The 11,871-nt window shown below is 59.9% G+C and carries 18 protein-coding genes; 10 read left to right on the top strand and 8 right to left on the bottom strand.

The genetic code is table 11. The features are described from left to right. Positions 1–729 precede the first annotated feature (729 nt). On the top strand, positions 730–1,461 hold the full coding sequence (locus tag NKH22_RS31150; RefSeq protein WP_352841718.1) for a hypothetical protein: 732 nt from the start codon (positions 730–732) through the stop codon (positions 1,459–1,461). Positions 1,462–1,815: 354 nt separating this feature from the next. Next, complete coding sequence (locus NKH22_RS31145; RefSeq protein WP_352446945.1) at positions 1,816–2,040, top strand: hypothetical protein; 225 nt, start codon at positions 1,816–1,818, stop codon at positions 2,038–2,040. 986 nt (positions 2,041–3,026) lie between these two features. Here the strand turns inward: NKH22_RS31145 and NKH22_RS31140 are convergent. The 3 genes from NKH22_RS31140 to NKH22_RS31135 all read right to left on the bottom strand — a co-directional run bounded on the left by NKH22_RS31140 (position 3,027) and on the right by NKH22_RS31135 (position 4,911). Continuing rightward, positions 3,027–3,329 carry a DUF1330 domain-containing protein gene (locus NKH22_RS31140; RefSeq protein ID WP_023670645.1) on the bottom strand — a complete coding sequence of 101 codons (303 nt, stop codon included), beginning with the start codon at positions 3,327–3,329 and terminating at the stop codon, positions 3,027–3,029. A 193-nt stretch (positions 3,330–3,522) separates the two neighbouring features. Beyond that, positions 3,523–3,759 carry an exopolysaccharide production repressor protein gene (locus NKH22_RS31640; RefSeq protein WP_023816770.1) on the bottom strand — a complete coding sequence of 79 codons (237 nt, stop codon included), beginning with the start codon at positions 3,757–3,759 and terminating at the stop codon, positions 3,523–3,525. A gap of 612 nt (positions 3,760–4,371) precedes the next feature. After that, entirely contained in the window at positions 4,372–4,911 is a 540-nt protein-coding gene (locus tag NKH22_RS31135) for a VOC family protein (protein WP_352446950.1), read from the bottom strand. A 112-nt stretch (positions 4,912–5,023) separates the two neighbouring features. Between NKH22_RS31135 and NKH22_RS31130 the strand changes: the two genes are divergently transcribed. From NKH22_RS31130 to NKH22_RS31120, 3 genes are read left to right on the top strand one after another with little or no spacing between them, the layout of a single operon-like run. Continuing rightward, positions 5,024–5,650 carry a LysR family transcriptional regulator gene (locus tag NKH22_RS31130; RefSeq protein WP_023670649.1) on the top strand — a complete coding sequence of 209 codons (627 nt, stop codon included), beginning with the start codon at positions 5,024–5,026 and terminating at the stop codon, positions 5,648–5,650. Continuing rightward, positions 5,556–5,870, top strand: a complete 315-nt coding sequence (locus NKH22_RS31125; protein WP_084630787.1) for a LysR substrate-binding domain-containing protein — start codon at positions 5,556–5,558, stop codon at positions 5,868–5,870. The genes NKH22_RS31130 and NKH22_RS31125 overlap by 95 nt, the downstream gene beginning before the upstream one ends. Before the next feature lie 34 nt (positions 5,871–5,904). Then, positions 5,905–6,246, top strand: coding sequence for a transposase (locus NKH22_RS31120; RefSeq protein ID WP_352446947.1), 342 nt, complete (start codon positions 5,905–5,907; stop codon positions 6,244–6,246). 418 nt (positions 6,247–6,664) lie between these two features. On the opposite strand, the gene NKH22_RS31115 is transcribed toward NKH22_RS31120, so the two are convergent. The 4 genes from NKH22_RS31115 to NKH22_RS31100 form a co-directional block, all read right to left on the bottom strand. Further along, positions 6,665–6,853, bottom strand: a complete 189-nt coding sequence (locus tag NKH22_RS31115) for a hypothetical protein (RefSeq protein WP_031243249.1) — start codon at positions 6,851–6,853, stop codon at positions 6,665–6,667. Next, positions 6,843–7,067: a hypothetical protein gene (locus NKH22_RS31110; protein ID WP_352912378.1), complete on the bottom strand. Its 225-nt coding sequence runs from the start codon at positions 7,065–7,067 to the stop codon at positions 6,843–6,845. The genes NKH22_RS31115 and NKH22_RS31110 overlap by 11 nt, the downstream gene beginning before the upstream one ends. A 585-nt stretch (positions 7,068–7,652) precedes the next feature. Then, positions 7,653–7,994: a class I SAM-dependent methyltransferase gene (locus NKH22_RS31105; protein WP_352912381.1), complete on the bottom strand. Its 342-nt coding sequence runs from the start codon at positions 7,992–7,994 to the stop codon at positions 7,653–7,655. A 72-nt stretch (positions 7,995–8,066) separates the two neighbouring features. Next, positions 8,067–8,285: a hypothetical protein gene (locus NKH22_RS31100; RefSeq protein WP_023685378.1), complete on the bottom strand. Its 219-nt coding sequence runs from the start codon at positions 8,283–8,285 to the stop codon at positions 8,067–8,069. A 414-nt stretch (positions 8,286–8,699) separates the two neighbouring features. Here NKH22_RS31100 and NKH22_RS31095 point away from each other — a divergent pair, with 414 nt between their 5' ends. Together NKH22_RS31095 and NKH22_RS31090 are read left to right on the top strand one after the other, a co-directional pair. After that, on the top strand, positions 8,700–8,858 hold the full coding sequence (locus tag NKH22_RS31095) for a hypothetical protein (RefSeq protein WP_245276573.1): 159 nt from the start codon (positions 8,700–8,702) through the stop codon (positions 8,856–8,858). A 132-nt stretch (positions 8,859–8,990) separates the two neighbouring features. Then, complete coding sequence (locus NKH22_RS31090; protein WP_023690461.1) at positions 8,991–9,203, top strand: hypothetical protein; 213 nt, start codon at positions 8,991–8,993, stop codon at positions 9,201–9,203. A 581-nt stretch (positions 9,204–9,784) separates the two neighbouring features. Here the strand turns inward: NKH22_RS31090 and NKH22_RS31635 are convergent. Continuing rightward, positions 9,785–10,009: a Y4oE-related protein gene (locus NKH22_RS31635; protein ID WP_081725497.1), complete on the bottom strand. Its 225-nt coding sequence runs from the start codon at positions 10,007–10,009 to the stop codon at positions 9,785–9,787. Between NKH22_RS31635 and NKH22_RS31085 the strand changes: the two genes are divergently transcribed. From NKH22_RS31085 to NKH22_RS31075, 3 genes are read left to right on the top strand one after another with little or no spacing between them, the layout of a single operon-like run. Next, positions 9,920–10,465, top strand: coding sequence for a pilus assembly protein TadG-related protein (locus NKH22_RS31085; RefSeq protein ID WP_502908626.1), 546 nt, complete (start codon positions 9,920–9,922; stop codon positions 10,463–10,465). The genes NKH22_RS31635 and NKH22_RS31085 overlap by 90 nt on opposite strands. Beyond that, positions 10,432–11,361, top strand: a complete 930-nt coding sequence (locus NKH22_RS31080; protein WP_352912374.1) for a DUF7305 domain-containing protein — start codon at positions 10,432–10,434, stop codon at positions 11,359–11,361. Before NKH22_RS31085 ends, NKH22_RS31080 begins: the two co-directional genes overlap by 34 nt. A gap of 4 nt (positions 11,362–11,365) precedes the next feature. Further along, positions 11,366–11,806 carry a TadE/TadG family type IV pilus assembly protein gene (locus NKH22_RS31075; RefSeq protein WP_031204579.1) on the top strand — a complete coding sequence of 147 codons (441 nt, stop codon included), beginning with the start codon at positions 11,366–11,368 and terminating at the stop codon, positions 11,804–11,806. The last annotated feature ends 65 nt before the right edge of the window (positions 11,807–11,871 follow it).

Genomic DNA, 11,871 nt, shown 5'->3' with positions numbered 1-11,871 from the left:
CGCGGGAATCAGGTGACGTGAACAATCACCAGCCTGCCATGACCGCCCCCTCTCAGCGAATTTGCAGAACTCTCAGCACACTACCTCGCGGGGGGACACCTTGCGGCGGGCGGGCCGCTGGGCCCGACCGGTGAGACTCAGCGCCCGCCGGCAAACAATATCGCACGCCTGCCAATGCCCACGAATCATACAAACGGAGGAAGGAAGATCTAACCAGCTATCGCCATTTCCGATGCGAACGCCTAAGCCTTTTATGAGACCTAAGCGCAGCTTGCAGGCCGCAGCATGGTCCCAATTTGGGACGAATAGTTTGGCACCCATATTGCACCCACATCTTTCGCCGGCTGATCCCCGGTCCTGATCGCGTACTCTGATCAGGTGTAAGGCTCGCCGGGCTCGAGGTAGTTGGGGTCTTCGCCCGGCGAGTTGTCTACCAATGCGCAGTCACAGCCACACGGTGACGCCATACTCCGAAATGCCGCAAGCATTCCGCGGTTGTGCATCGCCCGACCAAGGTCCGATCGGTATGGGACTTCAGTCGCGCAAAGGGCGATACGGTCTGCGACTCCGGATTTTTTGCTAGATTTCAGAGGGTTACAAAGCGCTTCGCAGTCGTCAGTCGCTCATTGCAACAAGCATTTATCTAAAGTTCATTCAGTCGAATTAGGAAACTCTTATAAGCCGCTCTATAACGAATCGGCGAGGTGGCTATTCGACTGAGGAGGTACCATGACATCCCGAAAAACGCTGTTGGCAGCGCTTGCCGCGCTTGCACTAGTGACCGCTCCTGCTTTCGCTGGCGCGGGCGGAAACGGTGGTGGTCACGGCAATGGTGGTGGTCACGGCAATGGCGGTGGTCACGGCAATGGCGGTGGTCACGGCAATAGCGGCAAGTCCGGCAACAGCGGCGGGAAGTCCGGCAACAGCGCTTCGCACGGCAAGTCGGCATCGGCTCACGCCGGAAAGAAGGCCTCGGCCGACGACCAGGTCGCCGTCGACGACATTGAGGTCGCCGCGACGCCTAAGGACAAGAACATTCACGCCAAGCTTGGCCGGCTGAACTCGCTGCAGCGCAACATCAACGCATATATGAACTCCAAGAGCAAGAAATTCGCCGGCATTCAGGCTTATGTGACAGCGTCGGCGGCCGCGAAGAGCGCCCAAGCCGCGGTGGATGCCGCCCAAGCCGAAGTCGACGCTTTGAACGCCAAATTGAACGACCCGAATACTCCGGCCGACCAAGTCCCGACCCAGGAGCAGATCGATGCAGCGCAGGCAGCGCTCGATACGGCCAATATAGCGGCGGCCGATGCTGCTGCCGCCGTCCCATCGCTGGATGACGCGCTCGCCGATATGGCCAACAAGCCGGTCGACGCCAAGGTCACCGAATGGGCCAACGGCGTGCTTGCCGAGAAGATCGACGAGATGGCTGCCAAGCAGACTCCCGCGGCAACGCCGTAAGGCGGTCACAGCCGAGCGATCCTAGCCGAACGTCCAAGCCGCCGGGTCACACCCCCGGCGGCAGCGCGACGACGAGCTTGCCACCTTATTCTCCTCTTTGAGGGCGACCCTAAACAAGCGGAGTCGCTACCGACGCGTAGGAACAAAAGTGCCGAAATACCGTGTTGAGGATATCGCAGCCGATGCCGTGACGGCCACCCACACCGTCAACGCGAAAACTCCGATCAGGGCGGCGCGCGAAGCGGCGGAACGCGACGTCATTCTACGCCCGGCCACATCTTCGAATACAGCTCAGCCTGTAGGGCGGTCCATACCCGGCTGGCCGCGGCTCACGCTGGTTTCTTGAAACGCACCATGCCGCCGACCTCGATGAGTTCGACTATTGACCCGGACCAGGGTTCTCTCGGTCTGGTTTTGAGCGAGCGGGGGAAGCAATACGATTTCCTGGACGTGCCGCTTGAGGCGTTTGTCGCGTTCAAATCTGCCTTCACCAAGGGCCGCTATTCAACAATCACATCCGCAACCAACTATGCATTCCGGCTCGCCCAAGAAAAGGCTGCAGGCTCCTTGGACGATTAAGGGAGGTTCTTTCAGAAAAACGGCCCGCGCTGATCGAAGGGCGCGGGCCGGTCCGTTGCCGCCGGTCGGCAGCGGGAGGCATCCATTCCGGCCGGTGCAAACCGGCCCTCCCGCCACAATTAGCAACCTTCGGCAGTCGTTTTCATCTGTCCAGGGGCTGCGGACTTGGCACTGGTGTCATCCTGTTGACCAGGAGCGGCCTGCTTAGCACTGCCACTCTGCTGGCCCGGCGCACAGTCCTTCGCTGAGTTCGAATTGGTCGACTTCGTTGTGGTCGAATCCGTGTTGTTATCTGTCGTCGGCATCGTTGTGGTAGTGGAGGAGCCACTCGACGTCGTCCCTGTTGTCCCTGTCGTCCCCGCGAACGCAAGCCCGCTGGAAAGAGCCATCATGGCAGTGGCAAAAAGAAGCCGTTTCATTCTTCATCTCCTAATGGCAAGTAATGTCCCTTCCATTCGATAACGGGGGATGCGAAGGATCGGTTCCAACGCGACCTTGTCTTGACCGGCAGCTTTGGGGCGGCCGTTAGCGGACTGGCAGCCTTCACGCGGCGGATCTTCGGTAGCTGACATTCCGGCTAGCGCGGACATCGCCTTCCCCATGGGCAGAAATTAGTCTCCTGGGGCCCCCCACGTTTCTCTCAAGCCACCGATTTCATGGCCGACAGGTTATCACGATGTGTCTGAAGGTGGAGAAGCTGATCGTCGCCCCTTGGTTGTGCAGCCCTTCAGCCGTGGGCCAACCTCCGAAAACCCTTGAAAAAGGACTTGAAGTCGTCCCGCACCAGAGCGAACGTCTTCGGATGATCGGGATAACACGGCGGTCACGAGACACCTGTTCCCGCGTCTTTTGCTCGCTCGCCGGCGCAGCGGCAAATTGATCATAGAGTGTACTAAGTGGTCTTGCTGCTCCGGCATCTCGCCGTGAGGAAGAAATGACGCTGAGGATGCCCAACTGTCGTCGGGTCCGCTGGCCGCGCTTATGGGTCACGCCGCAGGCGTTGCAATCCCTTCTAAAGCGATGATCCTGGTGTTAGCGGAACGTTTGCGGATCTCGATCAGCCGGGCGTATTCCGGCGAATTATACCAGCCCATCAATGACGCCATGTCGGGGAATTCGACAATGACCAGTCGGTGTGGATCCCAATCACCTTCCAAAACCTTGGTGGCGCCACCGCGGCCCAGGTACCGCCCACCGTACCGCTCTTCGGTAGCGGGAACGTCCCGCCGATATTCCTCGAACAAGGCAGCGTCTTTTACGTCTACATCCGCTATCAGATAGGCAGCCATCTGTGTTTCCTCCTTAGACCTACCTCGCGCTCCTCGGCTTCGGCGTCGTCGGTCCGCACCCTGTCGACGATCTCCGTGCGACATCCAGCGCCAGCGCGCTTTTCGATGATTGTTGGCGCTGCCACGGCTTTCCTTCTTTCGCATAGTTCGCAAAGATTAGCATGATCGCTGCTCTCGTGTCTGGCGGTCTCCCTCAAAGCGTCATCGAGCGCCCTTCAGATGAGACACCGCCGTCTCGACAGGTAGGCTCGGCAGGGTTCGGTATTTCTTCGGTTCTTTTCAACCAAAGCTTGTCGAAAAGCGCGAATGAAAATAGGAAATATGCAACCTGAAAGATGATAAAAATCAGCAAGGTCCATGCAAGGGACTTCCAGAACGAATCGGTTGCTAGGTAAGTCCAGGTCGCTACCACGGTCGACGTGGCAAACATCCCAATCAGTAATCGCGGAAAAAACATCATGTTCAATGCCGCCCCATAGCTGGACCGACCGGTCTCACGTCTACTCCCCAGAAGAACGTAAGGTTTCACTAATTAGTAATTGCGCAAGCACCAATGGCCAGAACCAAACCTTCCGAACAGCTTTCCCGGGCTGAAATCGAGCGCTTCCTGGCGGCAGCCGAAGCGCTGCACAAGAGCATCGTCGGGCCGCTGTGCGTACCACAGCGAGCATGCCAAGCTCTGTGAGCTCCATCGACCCCTTTTGAAGGCGATCGAGAACATCACCGGCCACAAGGCGCAGTTCATCCAAAGGAACGGGACAGGGCCGTCTCAGCCGCGCGGGAGCCGTCTGGCTAGCCGCCGGTCAAGTCCTAAGCTCGGATGCGAAGCTTCGCTTCTCTTCCCGCAGGGTATTGCGATGCATTTTAAGCGCTTGAGTTTGCCGACGGTCTTCTCGAAGCGTACACTTTATTACCTGGGGTGGCGAAGCCCGCCAGCCGAATGGTTGCCCTCCGCTCGCAGCCAACCGGCTCCGTGGCTCGGTGAATGGCTAGCACTGTCGCAGCAGTCCTCCGAACGCAGCCCGCCATGGCGGTGGCCAGCTTAGCAGTCTGATGCCCCCTCCCGGGCGAGATTGTCCACGTCGAGCGGATTGCTGACCAGTTTCAGCGCGCCGTCCGGGTTGCGCGGCCATTCCGCTTCCGGGCGATCCCAATAGAGTTCTACCCCGTTGCCGTCAGGATCGCGCACATAGATCGCCTCCGAGCCGCCATGGTCATTCGCGCCGGTGAGCGTCACCCCTGCTGCTCGCAGGCGGCGCAGCGCAGCCGCCAACGCCGCCCGTGTCGGATAGAGAAAGGCGACATGGTGTAGGCCCGTCGTGCCAATGGGGGGCGCGGCGCCGCCGCGGCCTTTCCAGTTAGTGAGCGCCAGATGATGGTGATATCCGCCCGCCGCGAGAAAGGCAGCCTCCTCGCCTAGCGACAGGTTGACGCCGAACCCGAGGGCACCGCAATAAAAGGCTAGCGATCGCTCGATGTCGGCGACGTTGAGATGGACGTGACCGACCCGAACGCGCGGGTTGATGGCATATTTTTCGACGAAGCTGGCGGCGTCATTGGGATTGATCGATTGATCGTTCATGGCCTCCGCTCCCCTGCTGGCGATTTCGACAAGCGTAAATATCGCGCAAATGCATTGCCCGGAAAATATGAGATGACTGGAATGAGCATCCCGTTTTCTGCATAATCCGGGAATGCGCATCGACGAGATATGTGTCTTCATCAACGTCCTCGAGGCAGGGAGCTTTGCCGGCGCGGCGCGCCGTCTCGGCATGCCTGCAACGACAGTGAGCGCCAAGGTCGCGGCCCTGGAGCGACGGCTCGGGCTCTCGTTGATCCAGCGCACGACCAGAAAGCTGCGCGCTACGCCCGAGGGCCAAGCCTATTTCGAGCGGTGTCGCATCGCGCTGCGAGAAATCGAGACCGTCGAAGCTGAGCTTCGCGCAGAGTCGGCGGGGATGGACGGACAGCTTCGGCTGACGGCGTCAGTGGATATCGCGCAGACGCTTCTACCGCCTGTTATTGCAGCGTTCCGTAAGGCTTATCCGGCGGTCGCCGTTGATCTCTTCGTCACCGACCGCGTTGCCGATCTCGTCGCCGACGGCATCGACCTCGCCGTGCGCGTCGGCCCGTTGCGCGATTCCAGCCTGATCTCACGCGCTTTCGTGACGGGTCCTTCAGGACACTTCCAAGGCCTACCTCGGCCGCCGGGGCACACCTGTCTCACTGGAGCAACTCGAACATCACGATCTAATCGCCCTCAGCAAGGCATGGGCGCGACCGCTGCCGATGCTGGCGGGCGACCGGAAGATCGGTGTTGACCTGACAGGGGGCCTCACCTGCGATGATCTGCTAACGGTGAGGGCGCTCGTGGCGATAGGATTGGGCATCAGCTTTCTTCCAGGCTATCTCGCCCATCAGCTCGATCTGGTGCGGGTACTCCCCGAACTGCGTTCACCGTTTACCGGCCTATTCTTTGCTTATCCGGCACAGAAGTGGGCGCAACGACACCGGTATTGGTTTGAGAGGAATCCGGTGTGATTCATAGATTGCCGACTGATTCTGGAGGTCGGCAATGTCTACGAAGATGACGGAGATGGATTGGTCGGCGGCGCTGGAGGTGTTCCGCGGATCGCTGCCACGGCGCGGAGCCAAGGGTCGGGACGACCCTGCTATTCGTGGAGGCTCTGCACTATTCTCAGTCCACAACATTACATGGCGAGCGCTGCCGGAGCGTTTCGGCAAATGGAACAGCGTTTGGAAACGCTTCGACCGGCTGAGCAAGGCGGGCGTGTTCGAAACGTTCTTTGATCATCTCGCTGCGCTCTCGTCGTCGGCGCACCTGGTGCAGATGTTCGACAGCTCCGTGGTGCGCGGTCATGTCTCGGCGGTAGGGGCAAAAGGGCCTAGGCGATAAGATAGGTATTGCCCTGCGGAATCGGGTGGGATTCTAACTGCGATGACACACGAATTGCTTGCAGACGACGGTTGGGCCGAGACGATTGAGCTTCTCGGCGGCGAAGATTTGCTTACGCGGAGCGCCCGCGAGACGAAGGCGTTCCTGCGTCCGCAGGGCGCCCGATTTGTTGCGCCTGACGCGCGGCGGCTTCTCGACCAAAATCCATCTGAAGACACTAACGCGTTCATTGGACAGCGACCCATTACTTGGCCCGCCGGCTCATGTTGGCGGGCTTTTTTGCGTCAGTCGGGAACAACCTCGCTCTGAGGCTGTTCGGTCACACCCGGCTCGTTCTTCAGCGATTCCTGCCGGTGACCAAGATGTCCTCTCCACTCGTCATGGTCGGCCCGCGCAGCCTCGGAAGCAGGCGCGGGCCTCATTCGCCGTCATTGCTGTGTTCTCGGTGCGCAACCGCTTCTTTGAATGCGCGTGCTGCTGCATCGCAAGCGACACGTGAGGAGCCGTTCACGGACAGGATGATTTCGGCTGCCTTCACGGTCAAACCGTGTTTTTCGGCGAACTCTGCGGCTGTGTATGCGAGTTTTGTTTTTTCGCTACTCCGCATTTCCGACTCCATAGATCTCTTGCGCCTCGTGCAAGCTCTGTCGGGCCTGTTGCAGTGATCGATGCAAGTTCGCCAGCAATTCGTCGGCGTCGGCCGTCGGACTGCCTTCGTGATCCAGTAAGCCGACGATAATATCCTGCTTGGAAACGATGCTCTCGTTGTGAACGAGTTGGCCCATAAAATACATGAGCCGGCTCTGTGCCGGTGTGGGCATGGGCCTTCTCCCTGGTCGGGCGAAAGCCTGATGATCGCTCCCAAGCGCCTCGTGCCTGTTTGTTTTTGATTTTTCGAGGCGACCGCAGCAGTGTGCGCTCGTTAGCAGGCCATGGCAACCGGCCAGGCAATTGCAGCATCCACGCTGCGCACGCCGCCGTGACCGCGCGTGCCGGCCCCTGGCGTCGCTCGGCCGCTACTTCAGTGTTTCCGGTTGACAATCGTGGTCGGCGCACCGCATTTTCGCATTGAGGGACAAACGTGGGGAACCCTGCATGAAGAAGCCTTATCAGAAGCCGGAACTAAAGAAGCGCGAGAAGCTCTCGGCCGTAACGGCTGTGTGCACGCCATCAACCTGCACCGATGAGTGAGAACCTTTAGGCCCAAGGCGCTTTGCCGAAATTCGCTAGAGAGGGACTGCAGTGAAGAAAGAATACAGCAAGCCAGTACTGACCAAACGTGGGCGTCTCAGCGCAGTGACGGCGCAATTGGCACCCAGTGTTGAACCCAGAGGAGCCTAGGCAAACCCCTGCAACAAAGCCAGTTGGCTTCGGCGGCGGGCTTTTCCGCTTCCAGGCGCCGAAACTTATCTTCGCGTGCCTGTCACAACGAGCCATGCGGTTTCCGTGCTCGGTCTCCGCACTTCAGGGTCGCTGAACCCTGCATCTCGCAAGGCAGCAATGACCTCATCCGGCTCGCGAGGTGTAAAAATTTCGGCCGGCATGTTCATCCTGTCCATATGCGCCTTCGGGAGGAAGCCAAGCACGACGCGACCGCCTGGTTTGACGCGAGCGAGCTCTGCGGATCCAGCTCTAAGGCTTTGCCAGAAGTACACTGTGTGGACGCTGAGAGCCTTGTCGAATGTGCTATCCGGCAAGGGCAAGTCCTCGACTAGCCCGATTCGGAACTCGGCTCGTCCGCCGCGCACTGCATCGGCGAACCGGCGGCAGGCAGCGTTCACGACATCTGCGAGCGGTCAACCCCGCAAACGAATGCTGCCTCACGGGAGAAGTTGCGGCAGTAAAACTGCGCCGCCGAAACCGACCTCCACGGCGCGATCTTCCGGGACCAGGTGCACTTGATCGAGAGCGTAGCCGTTGAGCCGGGCATTGCCCCGGTTCATTCCGGCCCGGACCAGCCAGCCGCCGGTTCGGTCGGCCAGGACAGTGGTTTCGCTATAAATCGTGGCGCCATCCGATCCCACCCATATTCGGGTCATCTAGCCACCATGCGCCTAGAAGCGGCCGCCCCGCAAACGCTGCTTCGATAGCGATGACCAGTTGGGTTGTGCTGCGCTCTTACGCGTCGCATTCCAGCGGCTGGTGGTCCGGTTGCTCGTGCCACATCACCTGGCGGAAGTCGCGACGGTCTACCTTCTGCGCGCAAATGGGGCGCGCATAGAAATGCTCTTCCCAGTCAGGTCATGTGGCTTGCCGGGGATGGGCGGTCCGAGGTTGGCTATTCTGGCCGTGCCCGACCGAACCCGTCGTAGCGGCAAAACTTCTGCAAGGCGTGCCCGTTGTCCGATCGCCCGCTCGCATTTTTTGTACCATATATTCGCGGCTTCCATTAGCATCCCCTCATGGCAACTCTGCGGTACGGCGTAAGGCGGGAACCGGATGGGACGTGGACGGTGTTCGACGTGTTCACCGGGCTGCCGGCTATTGTAGCGGGCCACCCATCTGTCGACCTTCCCGACATGGAGTATGCCGAAGAGCTGGCGGCCATCCTGAATGCCAACGACCTGAAGCAGACGCTATCTCAAGGGAGGTTCCCCGGAGGGTTCGCCTGACTGAAGTGGCATTAGCCCCCGTTGTATGCCCATCCAGGATGGTTCGTCCGATCCGAGCAAGCATTTGTTATTGATCTACCGACTACGACGGTCTTAAATCGACTTGCCATTGCGTTTCGTAGGGAGGATGTGATGAGCAACGTGGTGTCAATTCGCAAGGCCACGCCTCGCGTGGAAGTGGTCGGAGCCAGTGGCGAATGGGTCGTCCGCATCATAGAGACCGACCAGGAAATTACACGCTCATTCGGCCTGGAATCGTTTGCGCTGTCCTTCGCTGAAGGCCAGCGGATACGGCTACATCTCGACAAGGTTGTGCGGCTTCAGGACCCTCCTGCGGCTAGGTAACCTCAGCACCTGGACGGTGTTGGACGATTCCATGGCTGGTGAGATGCTTGCGGTGTGACGTCTCTCGTCCGCCGGACGCAAGGGCGGCGGGCACCTTTTGAATTGACAAGGCGCGGGCTGATTGACAACCTTTGGCTGTAAATGCGCTTTGCCTCAAATTTCCACTGGAGGGACTGCATGAAGAAAGAATACAGCAAGCCAGTACTGACCAAACGTGGGCGTCTCAGCGCAGTGACGGCGCAATTGGCACCCAGTGTTGAACCGCGATCCACATCCTAAGCAAACCACGGCCCTGCAACAAAAGCCCGCTGGCTTCGGTCGGCGGGTTTTGTTCTGACGCGTGGTAGGAACCGGCGATGAGGCTGTTCCTCGTCGCACTCGTTGTTTTGTCTTTGATGGCCGTCGGCTTCTGGCTGGCGGCCCAGTTGTTCCTGCCTCACTGATCGAGCTCCAGCGGCTCATGATCTGGTTGCTCGTGCCACATGACCTGGCGGAAGTCGCGCTTGTCGACCTGCTGGCCGCAGATCGGGCATGGGTGAAATCGATCGTGCCCGTCCTGCGGTTGGTGTGGCTTGCCGGGCTTAGGCGGTCCAAGGTCGGCTATTCTGGTCATGCTCGAACGAACACGATTTCGCGGCAAAAGTTCCGTCAGTTGCTCTTCTCAGTTGGTGAAAGACATCGCACCAAAAGCGATAGTCATCTGGTCGACCGTCGAAATGAGCCTCCAAAGCGCACTGCGCCACGGCGGTCGCCGCTTCCAACCCGTAGAGATCGACCGCAGATTGAGCGGCCTGATCTCGGTACATGCGAGGCGAGGAGGAATTGCAGCGCACCTATTTCGTCTGGCAGGTCGGACTTCATCGAATCGGAATGGGTTTTTTACACATTCGTTTATCTATTCATGGTTTTTAATACATATGGCATCCAACGCGTTCACCCGGATTTGGTTTGCTTTGAGCCGCCTAAGGCGCGCCACGAACGGTAACGTTGCCGTCATCGTTGCCTTCACCTTGCCGGTCGTGGTTGGCGGCGCCGGCCTCGGTGTGGAGACATCCTTTTGGTATTACAGCAGCCTCAAGCTGCAGGCCGTTGCCGATGCCGCGGCCTATGCCGGCGCGCTCGAGAAAGTCGCGGGTTCCGATAACCCGACCATCATTGCCGCCGCCACGCAGTCCGCGACCTCGAACATTTTGCCACGCCGGGCACGATCCAGGTCAACACGCCGCCATTGTCCGGCCCGAACACCGCGAAGAAGGCGGTAGAGGTCATCGTCAAGCAGAATCTCGATCGCTACTTCACGGCGATTTTCAACCAGGCGCCCGTTGCCGAACAGGCAAGGGCGGTGGCGCTGATCAATGACGCCTCCAAGGCTTGTGTGCTGGCGCTCAGTCCCTCGGCCTCCCAGGCTGCGCTCTTTTCCGGCAACACCACCGTAAACCTCACCGGCTGTTCGGTCATGTCGGACTCGATTGCCTCGGACGCCATAAAGACGCAGGGCTCGGCGGTGCTCAAGGCCGACTGCCTGATCACCGTCGGCGGCATGGTGCTGAACAATCCAGCGACCACGGTCTGCAACTCCAATATCACCCAAGCCTTGCCGGCGGCCGATCCTTTCTCCAGCCTGGCGACGCCGACAGCCGGCAACCCGTGCAAGTCTGTCAACGGCAACAAGACGTCGCAAACACTCCAGCCTGGCACCTACTGCAGCGGCATGAGCCTCAGCGGCAACGTCACCCTGCAGCCCGGCGTCTACGTCGTGCAGGGCGGTATGAAGGTCAACGCCAACGCGGTCGTCGCCGGCAGCGGGGTAACCATCTTCATGGCAGGCAGCAACACCGTCAGCATGAACGGCAACGCCAAGGTGACGCTGAGCGCGCCTACCTCCGGAGCCTATTCCGGCGTGCTGTTCTACGGCGACAGGACCGGGACTGCGGCGCAGAGCACCTTCAATGGCACCGCGGACTCGCTTTTGACAGGCGCCATCTATTTTCCCAGGCAGCAGGTCAACTACCTTGGCAACTTCTCGGGGAACGGTGGCTGCACTCAGGTCGTCGCCGACACCATCCAGTGGTCCGGCAGTACCACCATCAAGCAGGACTGCACCAGTCTAGGGATGGAAGACATTCCGGCGACGCAGTCCGTTCAGCTCGTCGAGTAGCCGGATGGGTGGGCGGACCTTGCGCATTGTCCGGGACAAATCCGGGATAGCCGCCGTGGAGTTTTCCATGTTGCTGCCGGTCCTGTGCCTCGTTTGCCTCGGCATCGCCGACGGCTGGTCCTACGTGACGAGTTACCTGCAGATGCGCGCGGGCGTTAAAACCGCGGCCAATCTCGTAATGGCCGGCGCGTCCAATGACACGGGAACGCAGGCGGTCGCGCTTTCGAGCTGGAACGACAAGCCCGAGGACGCCGCCGTCGTGCTGATCCGCTCCTATTTGTGCGGCGCCACGGTCGTGGATGAGACCACCATCTGCGGCGGAACAAAGCTGCCGACTGTCTTCGTCCAGATAACGGCCACGGGCACCTGGGTGCCCCCGTTCAACTTCGGTGTTTTCCCGGACCCGCGCGCGATCAGCCATCAGGAGGTGATCCGTGTCCGCTGAAAGGATCGGATCCAGGTGGCGCCGTGACTGCTCCGGCGCAGCCGGGCTGGAATTCGCCTTGATCG

The organism is Mesorhizobium sp. M1252 (assembly GCF_040318265.1).
Taxonomy (GTDB): domain Bacteria; phylum Pseudomonadota; class Alphaproteobacteria; order Rhizobiales; family Rhizobiaceae; genus Mesorhizobium.
This window is presented reverse-complemented; position numbering and strand designations above follow the sequence as displayed.